Origin of the sequence: Streptomyces sp. CC0208, from assembly GCF_003443735.1 — a bacterium.
Taxonomy (GTDB): domain Bacteria; phylum Actinomycetota; class Actinomycetes; order Streptomycetales; family Streptomycetaceae; genus Streptomyces; species Streptomyces sviceus.
This window is the reverse complement of sequence record NZ_CP031969.1, coordinates 2,393,511-2,413,437: the sequence shown is the minus strand read 5'-3', so window position 1 is coordinate 2,413,437 and position 19,927 is coordinate 2,393,511. Positions and strand designations below refer to the sequence as shown.

The 19,927-nt window shown below is 72.1% G+C and carries 17 protein-coding genes; 9 read left to right on the top strand and 8 right to left on the bottom strand.

The window, feature by feature from the left end; translation table 11 throughout:
- Nucleotides 1-70: 70 nt before the first annotated feature.
- The 5 genes from rimO to D1369_RS43785 all read left to right on the top strand — a co-directional run bounded on the left by rimO (nucleotide 71) and on the right by D1369_RS43785 (nucleotide 3,954).
- Entirely contained in the window at nucleotides 71-1,567 is a 1,497-nt protein-coding gene (rimO, locus tag D1369_RS10825) for a 30S ribosomal protein S12 methylthiotransferase RimO (protein ID WP_007385111.1), read from the top strand.
- Nucleotides 1,564-2,382 carry a CDP-diacylglycerol--glycerol-3-phosphate 3-phosphatidyltransferase gene (pgsA, locus tag D1369_RS10820; protein WP_007385112.1) on the top strand — a complete coding sequence of 273 codons (819 nt, stop codon included), beginning with the start codon at nucleotides 1,564-1,566 and terminating at the stop codon, nucleotides 2,380-2,382. The genes rimO and pgsA overlap by 4 nt, the downstream gene beginning before the upstream one ends.
- Nucleotides 2,379-2,924, top strand: a complete 546-nt coding sequence (locus D1369_RS10815; protein WP_007385113.1) for a CinA family protein — start codon at nucleotides 2,379-2,381, stop codon at nucleotides 2,922-2,924. The genes pgsA and D1369_RS10815 overlap by 4 nt, the downstream gene beginning before the upstream one ends.
- 109 nt (nucleotides 2,925-3,033) lie before the next feature.
- Complete coding sequence (locus tag D1369_RS10810; protein ID WP_007385114.1) at nucleotides 3,034-3,414, top strand: helix-turn-helix transcriptional regulator; 381 nt, start codon at nucleotides 3,034-3,036, stop codon at nucleotides 3,412-3,414.
- A gap of 207 nt (nucleotides 3,415-3,621) precedes the next feature.
- Nucleotides 3,622-3,954: a hypothetical protein gene (locus D1369_RS43785; RefSeq protein WP_082319467.1), complete on the top strand. Its 333-nt coding sequence runs from the start codon at nucleotides 3,622-3,624 to the stop codon at nucleotides 3,952-3,954.
- Here D1369_RS43785 and D1369_RS10800 read toward each other — a convergent pair.
- From D1369_RS10800 to D1369_RS10785, 4 genes are all read right to left on the bottom strand, one after another.
- Nucleotides 3,902-4,666 (bottom strand): SDR family NAD(P)-dependent oxidoreductase, encoded by a 765-nt coding sequence (locus D1369_RS10800; protein ID WP_037901601.1) that lies wholly within the window; start codon nucleotides 4,664-4,666, stop codon nucleotides 3,902-3,904. The two genes, D1369_RS43785 and D1369_RS10800, sit on opposite strands and share 53 nt — an antisense overlap.
- A gap of 32 nt (nucleotides 4,667-4,698) precedes the next feature.
- Complete coding sequence (locus D1369_RS10795) at nucleotides 4,699-5,553, bottom strand: DNA-formamidopyrimidine glycosylase family protein (RefSeq protein WP_007385117.1); 855 nt, start codon at nucleotides 5,551-5,553, stop codon at nucleotides 4,699-4,701.
- Nucleotides 5,554-5,705: 152 nt separating this feature from the next.
- Nucleotides 5,706-10,706, bottom strand: coding sequence for an ATP-dependent helicase (locus tag D1369_RS10790; RefSeq protein ID WP_118082429.1), 5,001 nt, complete (start codon nucleotides 10,704-10,706; stop codon nucleotides 5,706-5,708).
- Nucleotides 10,707-11,082: 376 nt separating this feature from the next.
- Nucleotides 11,083-12,027 carry a hypothetical protein gene (locus tag D1369_RS10785; protein WP_007385120.1) on the bottom strand — a complete coding sequence of 315 codons (945 nt, stop codon included), beginning with the start codon at nucleotides 12,025-12,027 and terminating at the stop codon, nucleotides 11,083-11,085.
- 79 nt (nucleotides 12,028-12,106) lie between these two features.
- Between D1369_RS10785 and D1369_RS10780 the strand changes: the two genes are divergently transcribed.
- Together D1369_RS10780 and D1369_RS10775 are read left to right on the top strand one after the other, a co-directional pair.
- On the top strand, nucleotides 12,107-12,301 hold the full coding sequence (locus tag D1369_RS10780; protein WP_007385121.1) for a DUF3046 domain-containing protein: 195 nt from the start codon (nucleotides 12,107-12,109) through the stop codon (nucleotides 12,299-12,301).
- A gap of 124 nt (nucleotides 12,302-12,425) precedes the next feature.
- Nucleotides 12,426-13,685 (top strand): AI-2E family transporter, encoded by a 1,260-nt coding sequence (locus tag D1369_RS10775; protein WP_082319580.1) that lies wholly within the window; start codon nucleotides 12,426-12,428, stop codon nucleotides 13,683-13,685.
- Between the two features lie 11 nt (nucleotides 13,686-13,696).
- On the opposite strand, the gene D1369_RS10770 is transcribed toward D1369_RS10775, so the two are convergent.
- Both D1369_RS10770 and D1369_RS10765 read right to left on the bottom strand, forming a co-directional pair.
- Nucleotides 13,697-14,500, bottom strand: a complete 804-nt coding sequence (locus D1369_RS10770) for a hypothetical protein (RefSeq protein WP_202478065.1) — start codon at nucleotides 14,498-14,500, stop codon at nucleotides 13,697-13,699.
- On the bottom strand, nucleotides 14,497-14,910 hold the full coding sequence (locus D1369_RS10765; protein WP_037901604.1) for a hypothetical protein: 414 nt from the start codon (nucleotides 14,908-14,910) through the stop codon (nucleotides 14,497-14,499). Before D1369_RS10765 ends, D1369_RS10770 begins: the two co-directional genes overlap by 4 nt.
- A 332-nt stretch (nucleotides 14,911-15,242) precedes the next feature.
- Here D1369_RS10765 and recA point away from each other — a divergent pair, with 332 nt between their 5' ends.
- Both recA and recX read left to right on the top strand, forming a co-directional pair.
- Nucleotides 15,243-16,367, top strand: a complete 1,125-nt coding sequence (recA, locus tag D1369_RS10760) for a recombinase RecA (protein ID WP_020121808.1) — start codon at nucleotides 15,243-15,245, stop codon at nucleotides 16,365-16,367.
- 4 nt (nucleotides 16,368-16,371) lie between these two features.
- On the top strand, nucleotides 16,372-17,322 hold the full coding sequence (gene recX / locus D1369_RS10755) for a recombination regulator RecX (RefSeq protein ID WP_037901606.1): 951 nt from the start codon (nucleotides 16,372-16,374) through the stop codon (nucleotides 17,320-17,322).
- Between the two features lie 210 nt (nucleotides 17,323-17,532).
- Here recX and D1369_RS10750 read toward each other — a convergent pair whose 3' ends face one another.
- A complete protein-coding gene (locus tag D1369_RS10750) occupies nucleotides 17,533-18,066 on the bottom strand; it encodes a cysteine dioxygenase (protein WP_007385127.1) in 534 nt (177 codons plus the stop codon).
- Nucleotides 18,067-18,306: 240 nt separating this feature from the next.
- Nucleotides 18,307-19,911 (bottom strand): FAD-dependent monooxygenase, encoded by a 1,605-nt coding sequence (locus D1369_RS10745; RefSeq protein ID WP_037901608.1) that lies wholly within the window; start codon nucleotides 19,909-19,911, stop codon nucleotides 18,307-18,309.
- Between the last annotated feature and the right edge of the window lie 16 nt (nucleotides 19,912-19,927).

Genomic DNA, 19,927 nt, shown 5'->3' with positions numbered 1-19,927 from the left:
GAAGGGGTTGGCCGCGATCGGCCAACCCCTTCGACGTGGGGTGTCAGTGGGACGAAGTAGTCTTGAGCCCATGCCTGAACGCCGTACCGTCGCACTCGTCACTCTTGGCTGCGCCCGCAACGAGGTGGACTCGGAGGAGCTCGCAGGCCGTTTGGAGGCGGACGGCTGGGATCTCGTGGAGGACGCCGCAGAGGCGGATGTCGCCGTCGTCAACACCTGTGGCTTCGTCGAGGCCGCCAAGAAGGACTCCGTCGACGCCCTCCTGGAGGCGAACGACCTCAAGGGGCACGGCAGAACCCAGGCCGTCGTGGCGGTGGGCTGCATGGCCGAGCGGTACGGCAAGGACCTCGCCGAGGCGCTGCCGGAAGCGGACGGGGTGCTCGGCTTCGACGACTACGCCGACATCTCCGACCGGCTCCAGACCATCCTCAGCGGTGGCATCCACGCCGCCCACACCCCGCGCGACCGGCGCAAGCTGCTGCCGATCAGCCCGGCCCAGCGGCAGGAGTCGGCAGCGTCCGTCGCGCTGCCCGGACACGGTCCGGCCGCCGAGACCCCCGAGGCTGCTCCCGCCGACCTTCCGGAGGGGCTCGCTCCGGCCTCCGGTCCCCGTGCGCCCCTGCGCCGCCGTCTGGACGGCTCCCCGGTCGCCTCGGTCAAGCTCGCCTCCGGCTGCGACCGGCGCTGCTCCTTCTGCGCCATCCCGTCCTTCCGCGGCTCCTTCATCTCCCGCCGCCCCTCGGACGTCCTCAACGAGACGCGCTGGCTGGCCGAGCAGGGCGTCAAGGAGATCATGCTGGTCTCCGAGAACAACACGTCGTACGGCAAGGACCTCGGCGACATCCGCCTGCTGGAGTCCCTGCTGCCCGAGCTCGCCGAGGTCGACGGACTGGAACGCGTGCGTGTCAGCTACCTCCAGCCGGCCGAGATGCGGCCCGGCCTGATCGACGTGCTCACCTCCACGCCCAAGGTCGTGCCCTACTTCGACCTGTCCTTCCAGCACTCCGCCCCCGGCGTGCTGCGCGCGATGCGCCGCTTTGGTGACACCGACCGCTTCCTGGAGCTCCTCGACACCATCCGCGGCAAGGCCCCCGAGGCCGGCGTGCGCTCCAACTTCATCGTGGGCTTCCCCGGCGAGACCGAGGCCGACCTCGCCGAGCTGGAGCGGTTCCTGAACGGCGCGCGACTGGACGCCATCGGTGTCTTCGGGTACTCCGACGAGGAGGGCACCGAAGCGGCGACGTACGAGAACAAGCTGGACGAGGACGTGGTCGCGGAGCGGCTGGCCCATGTCTCCCGGCTCGCCGAGGAACTCGTCTCGCAGCGCGCCGAGGAGCGCGTCGGCGAGACCGTGCAGGTGCTGGTCGAGTCCGTCGACGAGGAGGGCGTGTACGGCCGCGGCGCGCACCAGGCGCCCGAGACCGACGGCCAGGTGCTGCTCACGAGCGGCGAAGGTCTCAGTGTCGGTCGTATGGTCGAGGCGAAGGTGGTCGGTACGGAAGGTGTCGACCTGGTGGCCGAGCCGCTCGACGGCTCGCTCGCGTGTAGTGAGGAGGCGGGCAGATGACCGGGGTTCCGGCGTCCGCCGCGGGTGGCCCCTCCGCCGCGAAGGGCGGACCGGCGGGCGCGGTCTCGGGCGCCGCGTCCGGCGCGGCACCGAGCGTTCCCTCGGACGCGGTCTCCGCTACGGCCGCCGCACTGCACGCCAGTGCGGTCCCCGCGGCTGCGGAGGCCGACGTCGACTCCGGTGCCAAGCCCGCGCGCGGGGGGAAGATCGCCGCCGCGGCCGTCAACCAGGCCAGCGTCTGGAACATCGCCAATCTGCTGACCATGCTCCGGCTGCTCCTCGTGCCCGGCCTCGTCGCCCTGATGCTGGCCGACGGCGGGTACGACCCCGCGTGGCGCTCGTTCGCCTGGGCGGCCTTCGCCGTCGCCATGATCACCGACCTGTTCGACGGACACCTGGCGCGCACCTACAACCTCGTCACGGACTTCGGGAAGATCGCCGACCCCATCGCCGACAAGGCGATCATGGGGGCGGCGCTGATCTGTCTGTCCGGGCTCGGCGACCTGCCCTGGTGGGTGACGATCGTCATCCTCGGCAGGGAACTCGGGATCACCCTCCTGCGTTTCCTCGTCATCCGGTACGGCGTGATCCCGGCGAGCCGGGGTGGCAAGCTCAAGACCCTCAGCCAGGGCATCGCCGTAGGGATGTACATCCTGGCACTGACGGGGTGGCTGGCCACCGCGAGGTTCTGGGTGATGGCTGTGGCGGTCGTGCTGACCGTCGTGACCGGACTCGACTATGTGAGACAGGCCATTGTGCTGCGCAGGCAGGGAATCGCCGAGCGCCGGGCGGCGTTGGAGGAGACGGAAGCGTGAATTCCCCAGCCGCCCAAGTGGTGCGACTACTCACCGTGAAGGGTTGGACGCTCGCGGTCGCCGAGTCGCTCACCGGCGGACTGGTTGCGGCGGAAATCACAGCCGTCCCCGGCGCGTCCCAGGCGTTCCGGGGTTCGGTGACCGCCTACGCCACGGAGCTGAAGCATGAGCTGCTGGGTGTCGACGCCACCCTGCTGGACCAGCGAGGTGCGGTGGATCCGCAGGTCGCGGCCCAGATGGCGGCCGGAGTGCGCAAGGCGCTCGGTGCCGACTGGGGCATCGCGACCACCGGAGTCGCGGGCCCGGAACCGCAGGACGGCAAGCCCGTCGGAACGGTTTTCGTGGCCGTCGACGGACCCTTCGCGGGCGCTTCCGAAGCAGTCAGTGGCGGGAAAGTGACCGCGCTGCGGTTGAACGGCGACCGCGCGGAAATTCGTATGGAGAGTGTACGGAGCGTGCTCGCACTCCTCCTGGAGGAGCTGGCGAGCGAACAGACCGGGAATGAGCGGGCACAGGATACGGAACGGAACGGGGGGTTTTGATGTTTGCAGCCCTGAGTGAACACGACATCGCTCCCCGCACGGCCGCGGCGCAAGGCGGTACGGTGGGGCGTGAAGGATGCGGCTACGCGGTCCGAGGAGGGAGCCACCGATGATTCTGCTCCGTCGCCTGCTGGGTGACGTGCTGCGTCGGCAGCGCCAGCGCCAGGGCCGTACTCTGCGCGAGGTCTCCTCCTCCGCCCGAGTCTCACTCGGCTATCTCTCCGAGGTGGAGCGGGGGCAGAAGGAGGCTTCCTCCGAACTGCTCTCCGCGATCTGCGACGCGTTGGACGTACGGATGTCCGAGCTCATGCGGGAAGTGAGCGACGAGCTTGCCCTCGCCGAGCTGGCCCAGTCTGCTGCGGCCACCCCCAGCGAGCCCGTACCGGCGCCCGTGCGCCCGATGCTGGGTTCCGTGTCCGTAAAGGGTGTGCCACCGGAACGGGTGACCATCAAGGCGCCGAGCGAAGCGGTGGACGTCGTAGCGGCGTGACGCTCGCGCTCGGTGTGCCGTGATCGATGGCTCACCGCGAGGAAGTCTGCGAAGCCCCGGACGGGTTTCTCCAGCTGGTCTGGAGAGGCGCCGGTCGGGGTTTTCGTGCATCTTGGAGCGACGGCCGCGTCGGTGCGTCCGTGTGCCCTTGATGCGCCCTCCCCGCGGATCGGGCGGCCGTCTAGCGTCCGGGCTGGAGGTGGCTGCATGGCGGGGCCGACAGTACGCCGGGGGATGGCGCTCGGGCTCGGGGCACTGTGGTGGTGTGCCGTGGCGCGGCTGGTGCTGGCGCCGGACGCCGGGGTGCTCGAAGGGGCGGTCGCGGCGGGTGGGTGGGGGCTGAGCCTGTTGCCGGTGCACTGTGTGCCGAAGGCGCGGGCCGCGGGGGCCGTAGCCGCAGGGCGGTGGGGTCAGGCATGGCGGGCGGGGAAGCCTGCCGGTGCCGAGCCGACCGGGCAGCCGGGTCGGCCGGGGGAGGCGGGAGCGGCTACCACGGCATCGCCACCCCGCCGTTCGGACGGAGGATCTGGCCTGTCGTGAAGGACGAGGCGTCGGAGGCCAGGTAGAGCACGGCGTGGGCGATGTCCTGCGGCTCGCCCACGCGCTTGAGCGGTGACATGCGGGACATGAGCGCCTCGGTGTGGGCCTGGGCGTCCTCGTCGTGCCGGTCGGTCATCGGGGTGCGGATCCAGCCGGGCGCGACGGCGTTGACCCGGATGCCGTACCGGCCGACCTCGGTGGCCAGGGTCTTCGTGAGCTGGACGACGGCTGCCTTGGAGGCGCCGTAGCAGAGCAGGCCCGCGCCGCCCGTGTCCACGGCGCCGGAGGCCATCGTGACGATGCTGCCCCTCGTCCCGCGATCGAGCATCAGACGGGCCGCCTCCTGGCAGGCGTGGAGCACGCCCTTGAAGTTGACGTCCAGGACGCGGTCGAGGTCCTCGTCCCGCGTCTCCAGGACCGGGCTGCTGTGCATGATGCCGGCGACCGCGGCCAGCACGTCCAGGCGCTCGCACGAGGTGACGGCCTGGTGGAGCTGTCCCCGGTCGGTGACGTCGAGGGGGTGGGTGTGGGCGGTGCCGCCGGCGTCCTTGATCAGCGTCGCGGTCTCGTGCAGCCCGGCCGCGTCGAGGTCGGCGCAGTGGACGGTGGCACCCGCCTCGGCGAGCAGGACGGCGGTCGCGCGGCCGATGCCGCTCGCGGCGCCGGTGACGAACGCGGTGCGTCCGGTGAGGTCGTACGCGCTGACGGCCATGGAGCGACGGTACGAGCGTTTCTGACGGGTCGTCAATTAGGCGTAGGGCGTGAGGTTCTGGAGTGTGTTCCACCCGGTGCTCTGTGGTGTGGGCTCGGGGTCGGGCCGATCTGGCAGGTCGGGCACCAGTACGTGGGGCGTTCGCGGGAGCCGTCGCCCTGGTCGGCGACGCGGAGAGAGGTGCGGCAGCGGAGGCAGGGGCGGGGTGCGCGGCCGTACACGAAGAGGTCCTGACCGCGGCGGCCGGTCGTGCTGCGGACCGGGCGGTCGCGGTTGGCCTCCAGGAGCTTCTTGGCGAGCGCGGGGAGCTGTGCGGCGCGGTCCGCGGGGAGGGCGCCGACGGGGAGCCAGGGGGTGGCGCCGAGCAGGAAGCAGAGCTCGCTCTTGTAGACGTTGCCGATGCCGGCGAGATTGCGCTGGTCCAGGAGGGCCTCGCCGAGGGGGCGCGCCGGGTCCCGGAGGAGGTTGGCGAGGGCGCGCTCGGGGTCCCAGTCCGGGCCGAGGAGGTCGGGGCCGAGGTGGCCGACGGCCTTGTGCTCGTCGGTGGTGCGGAGCAGTTCGAGGACGGGGAGGCGGTAGCCGACGGCTGTGCGGTCGGTGTTGGCCAGGATCGCGCGGATCTGGTGGGTGGGGCCGCCGGTCCAGCGCTGGTTTTCCGCGTACACCTTCCAGGAGCCGTCCATCCGCAGGTGGGAGTGCAGGGTCAGGCCGCCCTCGATGCGGGTGAGGAGGTGTTTGCCGCGGGGGGTGACGTCCAGGACTCTGCGGCCCGTGAGGTCGGCTGTGGCGTATTTGGGCACCCTCAGGTCGCTGCGGGTCAGCACCTTGTCCGCGAGGGCGGTGTGCAGGCGTTTCGCGGCTTGCCAGACGGTGTCTCCTTCGGGCATGGGTCAAGGGTGGCACGGGGGGAGGGCGGAGGGGGTCGGGGAGGGAGCGGGTGGCCCCTGTGGGGCGGGCTCGCCGCCGGCGGTTGCGGGGGACGGGTGCGCTCGTGGGGCGGCTCGGTGCGTGGGTGGCGGTCCGAGGGGCCGGGGTGGCGTCAGGCGCGTAGGCGTAGGCCCCGGGGGGTGGCGATGAAGCCCGCCGTTTCCAGGAGGGAGCCCAGGGGGGAGGTCAGGGCTGACGTGCCGTTGATGCGTTCCACCGTGACCGTGCCCAGGGAGCCGGCCTTGGCTGCTGCCGCGAGGGCTTCGGAGGCCATGCGGAGGCGGGGGTCGTCGGTGGGAGTGGCGTCGGGAGTGGAGGGCCAGGCCAGGAGGGTCTTGCCGCCCCGCTCCATGTAGAGCGTGAGCTCGCCGTCCACGAGGACCACCAGGGAGCCCGCCTTGCGACCGGGCTTGTGGCCTGCCTCGGTCGGCGGGTCGGGCCAGGAGAGGGCGGCGCCGTAGGCGTTGGCGGGGTCGGCGGCGGCCAGGACCACGGCTCGGGAGGCGTCCGAGGCGTTCTGCCTGCGGTTGCCGAAGCCGGGACCGTACGCGGGGGTGCCTTGCCAGTGCTGGGGCGTGGGCTGGGGCGGGTAGTCGCGCGGTGAGATGTACTCGTCGCGGGAAGCGGGGGAGACGGGGGATCCGGGGTACGGAGTGCCGGCAGGGAAGTCCGGGCCGGATTCGGGGCCGGGGCCGTTCGGGGCGTCGAAGGCGCGGGTCCAGTCCCAGTCCTCGGTCGCGGGGCCGGAGTGTGCGGGGCCGGAGTGTGCGGGGCTGTGGGGCGCCGCAGGTGCTCCGGGTACTTCGGGTACTTCGGGTACCGAGTCGGAAACCCAGAGGTCGGGAGCGCCGCTCTCCGGCAGTGGCTCACCGCGGTCGCGGGCGTTGGACACCGCACGGAGGCGGTCGACCGCGCCGTCCATGGCGAACTGGGCGGCGCCGAGACCCTCCACGACATAGCCGCGGCGGGCCTGGCCGCTGTCCTCGAAGGCGGAGAGGATGCGGTACGTCGCCGAGAAGCCGCCCTCCACGCCCTCGGCCGACACGGCTCCCCGGGTGACCACTCCGTGCCGGTCGAGGAGGGTGCGGGCCAGGGCGTGGGCACGCACGGTGGGGTCGGCCTCGCGCGGCGGGAGCAGGGACCAGCGGCCGGCAACGGTCGGCGGACCGGTGCGGGAGGCGGTGCGGGCGGCCGCGGTGAGGGAGCCGTAGCGGCCGCGGGGGATCGTACGTTTGGCGCGGTGGGCGGTGGCGCCTGCGGTGCGGCCGGAGCCCAGCAGGGAGCGCATCGGGGTGAGGGTGTCGTTGGTGAGCCGTCCGGACCAGGCCAGGTCCCAAACGGCGTCGGCCAGTTGGGGGTCGGTGGCGTCGGGGTGGGTGGTGGCGCGGACCTGGTCGGCGATCTGGCGGAAGAACAGGCCGTAGCCGCCGGTGAGGGCGTCCAGGACGGACTGGTGGAGGGCTGTCAGCTCCAGGGGGTGCGGCGGGGGCAGGAGGAGGGGAGCCGCGTCGGCCAGGTACAGGGAGACCCAGCCGTCCTTGCCCGGGAGGGCGCCCGCTCCGGCCCACACGATCTCCCCGGCGGCCGTGAGCTCGTCGAGCAGGGCCGGGGTGTAGTTCGTGACGCGTGACGGCAGGACGAGCTTCTCCAGGGCGGAGGCGGGCACGGAGGCGCCCTGCAACTGCTCCACGGCGCGCACCAGTCCGTCGATGCCGCGCAGGGAGTGTCCCTTGCCGATGTGCTGCCACTGCGGCAGGAACTGGGCGAGGGCCGGTGGCGGCACCGGTTCCAGTTCGTGGCGCAGGGCTGCCAGGGAACGGCGGCGCAGGCGGCGGAGCACGGCCGCGTCACACCACTCCTGGCCGATGCCCGCCGGGTGGAACTCTCCCTGTACGACACGTCCGCTCGCGGCCAGGCGCTGCAACGCGCCCTCGGTGACCGCCGTGCCCAGGCCGAAGCGGGCCGCGGCCGTCGCTGAAGTGAAGGGGCCGTGGGTGCGGGCGTAGCGCGCGAGGAGGTCGCCGAGAGGGTCCTTGACCGGCTCCGTGAAGGCCTCCGGGACGCCGACCGGCAGCGCTGTGCCGAGGGCGTCGCGCAGGCGGCCCGCGTCCTCGATCGCCGCCCAGTGGTCGGCGCCGCCGACCCGGACCTTGATCGTGCGGCGGGCGCCGGCGAGGTCCTGCGCCCACTGCGGCTCGGCGCCGCGCTCGGCCAGCTCGGTGTCCGTGAGCGGGCCGAGGACGCGGAGGATGTCCGCGACTCCCTCGGCGTCCTTGACCCGGCGGTCCTCGGTGAGCCACTGGAGCTCTCGCTCCAGCTCGGTCAGCACCTCGGCGTCGAGCAGCTCGCGCAGCTCCGCCTGGCCCAGCAGCTCGGCCAGCAGACGCGAGTCCAGCGAGAGGGCCGCCGCCCGGCGCTCGGCGAGGGGCGAGTCGCCCTCGTACAGGAACTGGGCGACGTAGCCGAAGAGGAGGGACCGGGCGAAGGGGGAGGGCTCGGGGGTGGTGACCTCGACCAGGCGGACCCGGCGGGACTCCAGGTCGCCCATCAGCTCGACGAGGCCGGGCACGTCGAAGACGTCCTGGAGGCACTCGCGGACGGCTTCCAGGACGATTGGGAACGACCCGAACTCGCTCGCCACCTGGAGCAGTTGGGACGCACGCTGGCGCTGCTGCCACAAGGGGGTGCGCTTGCCGGGGTTGCGGCGCGGCAGCAGGAGCGCCCGGGCCGCGCATTCGCGGAAGCGAGAGGCGAACAGGGCCGAGCCGCCGACCTGGTCGGTGACGATCTGGTCGACCTCGCCCTTGTCGAAGACGACGTCCGCGGCGCCCACCGGAGCCTGTTCGGCGTCGTACTCCGTGCCGGTCCTGGTGGGTTCCCGGTCGAGGAGGTCCAGGCTCATCATGTCGGCGTCGGGCAGTCGCAGGACGATTCCGTCGTCGGCGTGCATGACCTGGGCGTCCATGCCGTAGCGCTCGGAGAGCTTGGCGCCGAGGGCCAGCGCCCAGGGGGCGTGGACCTGGGCGCCGAAGGGGGAGTGGACGACGACCCGCCAGTCGCCGAGCTCGTCCCTGAAGCGCTCCACGACGATCGTCCGGTCGTCCGGGACATGGCCGCAGGCCTCGCGCTGTTCGTCCAGGTACGACAGGACATTGTCCGCCGCCCACGCGTCCAGGCCCGCGGTGAGCAGGCGCAGGCGGGCGTCCTCCTTGGACAGGGAGCCGACCTCGCGGAGGAACGCGCCCACCGCGCGGCCCAGTTCGAGGGGGCGGCCCAGTTGGTCGCCCTTCCAGAAAGGGAGCCTGCCGGGGACGCCGGGGGCGGGGGAGACCAGGACACGGTCGCGAGTGATGTCCTCGATGCGCCAGGAACTGGTGCCGAGCGTGAAGACGTCCCCGACGCGCGACTCGTAGACCATCTCCTCGTCGAGCTCGCCGACCCGTCCGCCGCCCTTCTTGGGGTCGGAGCCGGCGAGGAAGACACCGAAGAGGCCGCGGTCGGGGATGGTACCGCCGGAGGTGACGGCGAGACGCTGGGCGCCGGGGCGGCCGGTGATCGTGCCGGCGATGCGGTCCCAGACCACGCGCGGGCGCAGCTCGGCGAAGGCGTCGGAGGGATAGCGGCCCGCGAGCATGTCGAGGACCGCGGTGAAGGCGGACTCGGGAAGGGAGGCGAAGGGGGCCGCCCTACGGACCGTGGCCAGGAGGTCGTCGAGCTGCCAGGTGTCCATCGAGGTCATCGCGACGACCTGCTGGGCGAGGACGTCCAAGGGGTTCGCGGGGACCTTGAGGGACTCGATGGAACCGGTCCGCATGCGTTCCGTGACGACCGCTGCCTGGACCAGGTCGCCTCGGTACTTCGGGAAGACCACACCGGTGGAGACCGCGCCGACCTGGTGGCCCGCGCGGCCGACGCGCTGCAGACCGGAGGCCACGGAGGGGGGCGACTCGACCTGGATCACCAGGTCCACCGCGCCCATGTCGATGCCGAGTTCGAGGCTGGATGTCGCTACGACAGCGGGGAGACGGCCTGCCTTCAGGTCCTCTTCGACCAGGGCGCGCTGTTCCTTGGAGACCGAGCCGTGGTGGGCCCTGGCGATGACCGGGGGCGCACCCTGGGCCGCGCCTGAACCGCCCATGAGTTCGGCCGGGGCGTGGTGTTCGTCCAGGGGCTCGCCGGTCGCCCGCTCGTAGGCGATCTCGTTGAGACGGTTGCAGAGGCGTTCCGCGAGGCGGCGGGAGTTCGCGAAGACGATCGTGGAGCGGTGGGACTGGACGAGGTCGGCGATGCGCTCTTCCACGTGCGGCCAGATGGAGGGGCGCTCGGCGCCTTCGTTGCCCTCGGCGACCGGGGAGCCGCCGAGCTCACCGAGGTCTTCCACCGGGACCACGACCGAGAGGTCGAACTCCTTGCCGGACTTCGGCTGAACGATCTCCACCTTGCGCTGGGGGGAGAGGTAGCGGGCGATCTCGTCGACCGGGCGGACCGTGGCGGACAGGCCGATGCGGCGGGCCGGCTTCGGGAGGAGTTCGTCCAGACGCTCCAGGGAGAGGGCCAGGTGGGCGCCGCGCTTGGTGCCGGCCACGGCATGGACCTCGTCGAGGATCACTGTCTCGATGCCGGTGAGCGCGTCCCGGGTCGCCGACGTCAGCATCAGGAACAGGGATTCCGGGGTGGTGATCAGGATGTCCGGGGGGCGGGTGGACAGGGCCCGCCGCTCGGCCGGAGGGGTGTCGCCGGAGCGGATGCCCACCTTGACCTCGGGCTCGGGGAGGCCCAGGCGGACGGATTCCTGGCGGATGCCGGTGAGGGGGCTGCGGAGGTTGCGCTCCACGTCGACGGCGAGGGCCTTGAGGGGGGAGACGTACAGGACTCGGCAGCGCTTCTTGGGGTCCGCGGGCGGCGGTGTGGAGGCCAGCTGGTCCAGAGCGGCGAGGAAGGCGGCCAGGGTCTTGCCGGAGCCGGTGGGGGCGACGACGAGTACGTCCGAGCCCTCTGCGATGGCCTGCCACGCGCCGGCCTGGGCGGTGGTGGGCGCGTCGAACGCCCCCGTGAACCAGCCGCGGGTGGCGGGGGAGAAGCCGTTCAGGGCTCGGTGTGCTGGGCTGACCATGCGTCCATCCTGCACCCCGGCACTGACAACGGGTTGCCTCCGGCGGTTGGGCGGGTTCGGGTGCGGTTGGTGGGGGCGGGTGTTTTGCGCCCACGCGGCGGAGCCGCAAATGCCTGCGGCGCAGCTGCGGGTTCGGTGGGGGCGGGCGTTTTGCGCAGTTCCCCGCGCCCCTGGGTGCCTGCGGCGGCCTGTGCGGCCCCGGTGGGGGCGGGTGTAGCGCGTGCGGTGTGTTGTGGGTCGGGGCCGGGGTGGGGGGTGTCCGTCCTCGGTCCGGCGGCTCGGTCCCTTTGAGCAGGGCTCTGTGACGGACGCCGGCCGCTGCGGGCGGACACCCCCCACCCCGCCCCCTTCCCGCCGTACGCGGTTTGCGAGTCGATCAGCCCACTTCGCGGCCGTATGCGCGCAGGGTCTGCAGGGCCTCGATGGTTGCCATGGGGCGTGCCTCGAGGGCGGTGGTGGGGGCCCACCGGCGTCGGCGGGTCGGCCAGCCGCCGTCCTCCTGTTGTCCGGTCGCGAGGAAGTCCAGTGAGCGGGACATCTCGTCGTCCGTGAACCACGCGCGCGCCAGGGAGCCGGGCGTCCTCGCGTAGTCGTGCGGGAAGTGGTGCTCGTCCGGGGCGTAGCCGGGGGAGACGGGGGACGTGTCGAGGTCCGCGGGGTCCAGCGTGACCAGTCGTCGGTCGCGCACCAGGCGGCCGAGGCGGTCGGCGGTCGCCTGCGCGCGTGAGCGGTCGGGGGCGGAGTCCAGGAAGGTCAGGGCGGCCTGGATCTCGCCCGGGTGGGACACCTGGAGGGACTCCACCACCTGCCAGCAGAAGTCCGTGGCCCGGAACAGCCAGGCGTGCCACACCTCGTTGCGGTGCAGCAGACCGACCACGGGACCGGTGCTCAGCAGTTCGCTCGGCGGGGCGTCCACGACCGGCAGGAAGGGGGCCGTCGGATAGCCGCGCTGGGCGGGAGTCACCGCGGGGAGGGCGCCGTCCAGGGTGGACACCGAGGTGAGATAGCGGCACACCCGCTCCACGCGCTGTCCGCCGCAGCGTCCGACGGCGTCCAGCACGCGCAGGGCGTGAGCGGTGTGCAGGGGCTGGCTGACCGGGCCGCGCAGATCGGGCTCCAGGGCGTGGCCGTAGCCGCCGTCCGCGTTGCGGTAGGCGTCCAGGGCCGTCTCCACCGGGTCGGGGCCGCCGTTCAGGAAGTGGTACGCGAACAGACGCTGTTCCAGCACACGCGCGGTGAGCCAGACGAAGTGCTCGGCGCGGAAGAGCGGGGAGTGCGCCGGTGGCGTCTGGGGGAGTGGGGAGGCTCCTGTTTCGGGCATGCGTCAGACCGTAGGGCGGAAAGCGGTCTCGGCAGGCGGTCCCGGCCGAGGCCACCCCCAGGGGCGGGATACTGGAGTCATGCGGTTGACGGTTTTCTGGCAGCGGATGGCGGAACACTTCGGTCCGGGGTACGCCGACACCTTCGCGCGCGATCACGTGATGGCTGAGCTCGGTGGGCGCACGGTGCACGAGGCGCTGGACGCCGGCTGGGACGCCAAGGACGTGTGGCGCGTGGTCTGCACCGTGATGAGCGTTCCGGGCGAGCGGCACTGAGACGGCGTGGACGTTCCGGGGAGAAGTGCCGGCCGGGCGTGAACATCTCACGAAAGAGGCACTTACCGGTCACGAAGATCGCAGGGCGGCAGCCATTGTCAGTCGCGTGGGCGAGACTTGCTCCGTGGCACCCACTGACGAGTCCGGGCAGGCAGCCCAGCACGCATCTCCGCTCGGCACGACGACCCCAGCCCAGCCCCCGGCCGAAGGCGCCGGGCCGAACGCGCGCATGCCGCGCTGGCTGCCGCGTGCCATGGTGCTGGCGCTCGCCCTCATCGCCGTGTTCCAGCTCGGCAGTTGGGCCTTCCACCAGCTGATCGGCCTGCTGACCAACATCCTCATCGCGTTCTTCCTGGCCCTGGCGATCGAACCCGCGGTGAGCAAGATGGCCGCGCGCGGTATGCGCAGGGGACTCGCCACCTTCCTCGTCTTCTTCGGCGTGCTGATCGTGACGGCGGGTTTCGTCACGCTGCTCGGGTCGATGCTCGCGGGCCAGATCATCAAGATCGTCGAGGACTTCCCGAACTACCTCGACTCCGTCATCGCCTGGATCAACGGTCACTTCCACACCGAGCTGAAGCGGGTGGACGTTCAGGAGGGGCTGCTGCGCTCCGACTGGCTGCGCAACTACGTGCAGAACAGCGCCACCGGTGTCCTGGACGTCTCCGCCCAGGTTCTCGGTGGCCTCTTCCAGCTGCTCACGATCGCGCTGTTCTCGTTCTACTTCGCCGCGGACGGCCCGCGGCTGCGCCGCACGATCTGCTCCGTCCTGCCGCCCGCCCGCCAGGCCGAGGTGCTGCGCGCGTGGGAGATCGCCGTGGACAAGACCGGCGGCTACATCTACTCGCGCGGCCTGATGGCGCTCGCCTCCGGAGTCGCGCACTTCGTCCTGCTCCAGGCCCTGGACGTGCCGTACGCGCCCGTGCTCGCCGTGTGGGTCGGCCTGGTCTCGCAGTTCATCCCGACCATCGGTACCTATCTCGCGGGCGCCCTGCCCATGCTGGTCGCCTTCACGGTCGATCCTTGGTACGCGCTGTGGGTGCTGGTCTTCGTGGTGGTCTATCAGCAGTTCGAGAACTACATGCTCCAGCCCAAGCTGACCTCGAAGACCGTCGACATCCACCCCGCGGTCGCCTTCGGCTCGGTCATCGCGGGCACCGCCCTCCTCGGCGCGGTCGGTGCCCTGATCGCCATTCCTGCGGTCGCCACGCTGCAGGCGTTCCTGGGGGCCTATGTGAAGCGGTACGCCGTCACCGACGACCCACGTGTCCACGGGCACCGCAGGCGGGGCCAGGGGCCCTCGCCGGTCATACGCGCGCGTGCGCTGTGGGAGCGGCGGCGGCAGGGCACTCAGGACTCCACTGACGACGACAGCTCGTCCTGAGGTCGCCGGATTCAGTAGGTGAGGGCGGCCCACACCGCCGCGCCGATGACGGCCGAGACGTAGGAGCCGATCGCCGCGTACAGGAGCCGTCGCCGTAGCGGCTCGCTCCAGGACGTGTGCGACAGCAGCCAGGCCAGTGCGGGCAGGACCAGGATCGCGTGCAGGCTCACGCCGTGCAGCGGCTTGAGCGGGGCGGTCGAGTGGTAGGCCGCCTCCTGGTGGCCGGTGCGGGTGAGGACGACACCGCGCGCGATCATCGCGGCGCCCGAGGCGAGGGCGACCAGCAGGATCGCGAACCCCGACCGCACCGCGAGGGCCATCCCCGCCGGACCCGAGGGCCGGTGCCGGAAGGAGGCGACCGCGAAGACCGTCAGCAGTACCACCAGGACCCCGCCGCCCACCGCGAGCGTCATGGACACGGCCGTGTCGAAGGGCGTCTCCATGTCGAGGTGGGAGGGCACCCCGCGCCACGCCTGCAGGGTGATGCCGCCGACCTCCACCACACAGTCCGCCGCGAACACCGCGAGGAGCAGGGCTCGTGGCCGCGGGCCGACCCGCAGAAACGACGTGACCCAGGTGACCGCGATCAGGGTCACTCCGAAGGACACCCCGAACGTCACCGGCTTGCGCCAGGAGACCGGCCCGTCCCAGGGGCCGCCGTCCACGGCGAACATCACCAGGTGCGCGAGCCCGGAGAGGAGCAGGAGGAGACCGGTGGCGTGACAGAGACGCTCCACGCGGCGTGCGTCGACGGGCCGCGGCCCCGGTGTCCGGGCCGGCACCGAGGGCGCATCGCGCAGGACCGGGTCCATCAGGCCCGCGCTCCCTTCCGGGTCAGGCAGGCCGCGGCTCCGGCGATCACGAGGGCGGCGAGGGCGACGGCTTCGGCGAGCGTCGAGGCGATGAGCGCGGTGTCACCCGAGGAGAGGTGATCACCGGTGTTCGGGGTCAGGAGCGTGCCCACCCCGATGAACAGGCCGACACCGAGGGCGAGCCCGGTCACCCGGTTCGTGCGCCGGGTCAGCGGACCCGCCACCCCAAGGGGGATGAGGAGACCGGGCGGCACGGCGGGGTGGCCCGCTCCGGGGGCGATCCCGTCGGGGACGGACGCGGCCGGCAGGAGCAGGGCGGACAGGGGCGCGATCACGGCGGGGTGTCGTGCCGTCCCGCTGTTGCCCCGGAGGGTGGTCGAGGTCGTTTCCCGGGTGCTCGTCGTGGTCTGCATGGCACAAGACTCGCGGGCACGGGGCCGCCCGGTCGTCGTACCGCCGAAGGCACCTGGAGTACGCCGCGGGAAGTAGCCGAAGAGGTCGGAAGAGGCCGCCGGAGCGGGCTTCGGGAAGTGTCCCGGGTGCCGCGTGGTGCGCTTGACACGAAAATCGAACATCCATTCATATGGAAGCTCCGGCGAAGTCAATGACGGGCGTTTCGGCATGCTTTGCATGGAGAAGTTCCCGAGTTATCCACAGGCTGGACGGGCGTCGGGGCGCATTGTCAGTGGCAGGCGTTAGCGTCTTTGACGTGAAGCGATCGACTCAAGCAAATCGGGTGGAACCCATGGCAGGAACCGACCGCGAGAAGGCCCTGGACGCCGCTCTCGCACAGATTGAACGGCAGTTCGGCAAGGGCGCGGTCATGCGCATGGGCGAGCGGCCGAACGAGCCCATCGAGGTCATCCCCACCGGGTCGACCGCGCTCGACGTCGCGCTCGGCGTCGGCGGCATCCCGCGCGGCCGCGTGGTGGAGGTGTACGGCCCGGAGTCCTCCGGCAAGACGACCCTGACGCTGCACGCGGTGGCGAACGCGCAGAAGGCCGGCGGCCAGGTCGCCTTCATCGACGCGGAGCACGCCCTCGACCCCGAGTACGCGAAGAAGCTCGGCGTCGACATCGACAACCTGATCCTGTCCCAGCCGGACAACGGCGAGCAGGCCCTGGAGATCGTGGACATGCTGGTCCGCTCCGGTGCCCTCGACCTGATCGTCATCGACTCCGTCGCCGCGCTCGTCCCGCGCGCGGAGATCGAGGGCGAGATGGGCGACAGCCACGTCGGTCTGCAGGCCCGTCTGATGAGCCAGGCCCTGCGGAAGATCACCAGCGCGCTCAACCAGTCCAAGACCACCGCCATCTTCATCAACCAGCTCCGCGAGAAGATCGGTGTGATGTTCGGCTCCCCGGAGACCACGACCGGTGGTCGGGCGCTGAAGTTCTACGCCTCGGTGCGCATGGACATCCGCCGCATCGAGACCCTGAAGGACGGCACGGACGCGGTCGGCAACCGCACCCGCGTCAAGGTCGTCAAGAACAAGGTCGCGCCGCCCTTCAAGCAGGCCGAGTTCGACATCCTCTACGGCCAGGGCATCAGCCGCGAGGGCGGCCTGATCGACATGGGCGTGGAGAACGGCTTCGTCCGCAAGGCCGGCGCCTGGTACACGTACGAGGGCGACCAGCTCGGCCAGGGCAAGGAGAACGCGCGCAACTTCCTGAAGGACAACCCCGACCTGGCCAACGAGATCGAGAAGAAGATCAAGGAGAAGCTGGGCGTCGGTGTGCGGCCCGAGCAGCCTGCCGCGGAGCCGGGTGCGGACGCCGCGGTGAGCGCTGTCGCGGACGACGCCGCGAAGGTGCCGGCTCCGGCGGCCGCGAAGGCGACGAAGGCCAAGGCTCCGGCCGCCAAGAGCTGATCCCGTGACACGGCGAACCGACTGGGCCGAGTACGAGGACGCTCCGCGAGGGTGGGGCGGAAGAGGCGACGGGGGTTCTGCCGGGCCGGGCGGCGACGGGCACGGGGACGGCACGGGGCATGGAACGGACGGGGGATACGGCCGTTCGGTGTCGCACGGCGCCGAGGAAGTGTTCGGCGACGACTTCGCGCACGGCACCGGTTCGTCCTACCGCGGCGGGCGTTCCCACAGTGACGGTGGGACGTTCGGCGACGGTGGGCCGAGCGGCGAGGAGTCCGGTGACGGGGCGACGCGTGGTTCCGGGGCGTTCGGCCGGAGCTCGCGTCGAGGCGGCGGAGCACCCGGCGCGGGCGGTCCCCGTGGGCGTCGGCAGCGCCGGCGCGGCTTCGGGGAATCGCCCGGCGAGGACGGAGGCGGCCCCTCCTTGTCGAGGGCCGAGAAGGGGGAGCCTCCGGCGGACCCGGTGGAGCGGGCGCGGGGCATCTGTCTGCGCCTGCTCACCGGGACCCCGCGTACGCGGAAGCAGCTCGCCGACGCCCTGCGCAAGCGGGAGATCCCGGACGACGTCGCCGAGGAGGTGCTGTCGCGGTTCGAGGAGGTCGGGCTGATCAACGACAGCGCGTTCGCGGACGCCTGGGTGGAGTCCCGGCACCATGGCCGGGGGCTCGCCCGGCGGGCGCTCGCCCAGGAACTGCGCACCAAAGGCGTCGACTCCACACTGATCGACGCGGCCGTCTCGCAGCTCGACTCCGAACAGGAGGAGGAGACGGCCCGAGAGCTCGTCGACCGCAAGCTGCGCGCGACGCGTGGGCTCGACCGCGACAAGCGACTGCGCCGCCTCGCCGGCATGCTCGCCCGCAAGGGCTACTCCGAGGGCATGGCCCTGCGGGTGGTCCGGCAGGCGTTGGAGGAGGAGGGGGAGGAGACGGAGTTCCTCGGCGACGAGGGGTTCTGAAACGGGGAGTTTCTGCAGCGGAGGTTCTCGCGAGCCGGGCCCGAAGGGAAGGGCCCCGGCACGACCGCGTACATCCGTTGTGCAGTGCGCCGGGGTGACTACCGCATGGCCCTCGTCGGACACGACCAGGGCCCGCAGATCATGGCCCCGGCCTCGGGGCGGCATACCGGACGTCGTCCACCCGCAGCCGTGGGCCGGCAGGCAGGCCGCTCACTGCCAGTCCTCCGGCCGCTCCACGTGCTCCAGCCGCAGGATCTGGCCCGTGCGGCTGTAGCGGCGGATCTGGGGGAGGGGCGGGTAGTAGGCGTGCACGGAGATCGCGTGGGCGTCGGTGGACTCGTTGAGGACCTCGTGGACGTGGTGCTGCCCGAAGGAACGGCCCTTGCCGGCCGGCAGCCGCCGCTCACGGTCCACCTCGTCGGAGAGTTCGAGGGTCTTCCAGCCGTCGGCGGGCAGCCGGGCGGCGAGGGAGTTCTCCTTGAGCTCGCCGGCGGCGGTGATGAAGGCGCCGACCGACTCGGCGTGGTCGTGCCACCCGGTGCCGGTGCCGGGCGGCCAGCCGATCAGCCAGGCCTCGCTGCCACCGGGCCCCTCCAGGCGCACCCAGGTGCGGCCCTCGGGGTCGAGCGGGAGCGAGTCGATCAGCTCGGCGTCGGCGGCGGTGCGCCGTACGAAGTCGAGGAGTTCGGCCTGGGTGGGCGGCGCGAGGGAGGAGACCGAGGGGAGGGCGGGGGAGGCAGACACGGGTACCGTCCTGAGGAGAGTTCGCGACAGCGTGCCGTCGCACGGGCGCGGCACGCGGGGAAGAAGAGAGGCGAATTCAGCAGGACGGGCGACACACGCAGCCCGCATAGCGGACGAGGTCCATATGGACCCTCCGCCACAGGCGCACACAGGTGTCGGTCACGATCCGGAGTACACCATGGGGGCGCGGACCGTTTCAACTCACTGTCACTATGTGGACGCACAGTGACAGTGAGCACGTCAACGCGAGCCGGCCCCCGCGTTCGCCTCGGTCTTCGCCGCAGGGCCGCCGAGCGCCGTCTCGGCCGCCGAGTACAGGTCGGCCGGGCGGACCCCGCTCAGCGCGGTGACGAGGTGACCGTCCGGCCGTACGAGCAGGACCGTGTGCGGGGCCGCGCCCGGGTACTCCTCGGCGACCAGGAGCTCGGCGGAGTGCGGCAGCGCGGTCACCGCCGCGGCCAGCCGGGGCATGATTCCGGCGGTCACCCAGTGCTTGCGCTCCCACACCCCGGTGCCCGGAGCGACCAGGAGGACGAGCAGCGCGCCGCGGCCGAGGCGCTCGCGCAGCCGTACGAACGAGCCGTCCTCGGCGGTGACCCGCACATCCGCGACCGGCGCCCCGGGGGGTGTGTCGACGGGCACCTCTCCTTCGAGGTGCCGGGGCGCGAGCGGCGAGTCGGCGTACGCCCCCGGCGCGCCGAGCGGGCCGCGCCCCAAGTGGCCGTCCGTGAGCAACCCGTCGTGGCCGCGGGCCGAGCCGGGGACCACCGAGCGCAGGCCCCCGCCGCCGCGCAGCAGCGGCAGGGCCTGGTCGGCGGCGCGCAGCCGACCGGCGACGATCGCGCGCCGCTCCGCCTGGTAGCTGTCGAGGAGTGCCTCATGGGGGCCGTGGTGCCAGGCCAGGGCCAGTTTCCAGGCGAGGTTGTCGGCGTCCCGGAGTCCCTCGTCGAGCCCCTGCGTGCCGAGCGCCCCGAGGCAGTGCGCCGCGTCCCCGGCGAGAAAGACCCGGTCGGCGCGCCAACGGCGGGCCAGCCGGTGGTGCACGGTGTGGACTCCGGTGTCGAGGAGTTCGTACGGCGGGGTCGAACCGCCCGTCCAGCCCGCGAGGGTCTCCCGGACGCGGGCCACCAGGAGCTCGGGCGTGACCAGGTCCTTGCCCGGCGGCAGCAGCCAGTCCAGGCGCCACACGCCCTCGGGGAGGGGGCGGGCGGTGATCTCCCCGGCCGACGGCCCGGACGTCCGCCACGGCGGCATCCGGTGGAGCAACGCCCGGTCCTCCCAGGGGAGTTCCGTGCGCAGGGCGGCGACCGCGTGGCGCTCCACCGCCGTACGGCCCGGGAAGCGGATGTCCTGGAGCTTGCGCACGGTGGAGCGCGTGCCGTCGCAACCGACGAGGTAACTGCCACGCCACCACGTGCCCTTGGAGCCGCGGGTGTGGGCGGTGACGCCCGAGGGCTCCTGCTCGATCGTGTCGAGACGGCTGTCGGTGATGAGCTTGACCAGCCGCTCCTCGGCGAGGGCGGTGCGCAGGGCGCCGGTCAGGACGTGCTGGGCGAGGTGCAGGGGGGCGTCCCCGGCCTCCTCGAAGTCGACCTCCCGCATCACCTGCTTGCGGCGCATCGACCGCCATCCGGCCCAGTGCACTCCCAGCTCGGTGACCGGCACCCCGGTCAGCCGTGCCATGAGGGCGGCGGTGTCCTCGTGCAGTACGGCGGTGCGGGCCAGGCGGGATTCGTCCTTGCCCGGGCCCTCGTCGAGAACCACGGAGGGGACGTCCTGACGCGCCAGCGCCAGGGCGAGCGTAAGCCCGACGGGCCCCGCTCCGACGATGATCACCGGGTCCACGACGCGGTGCCCCCTG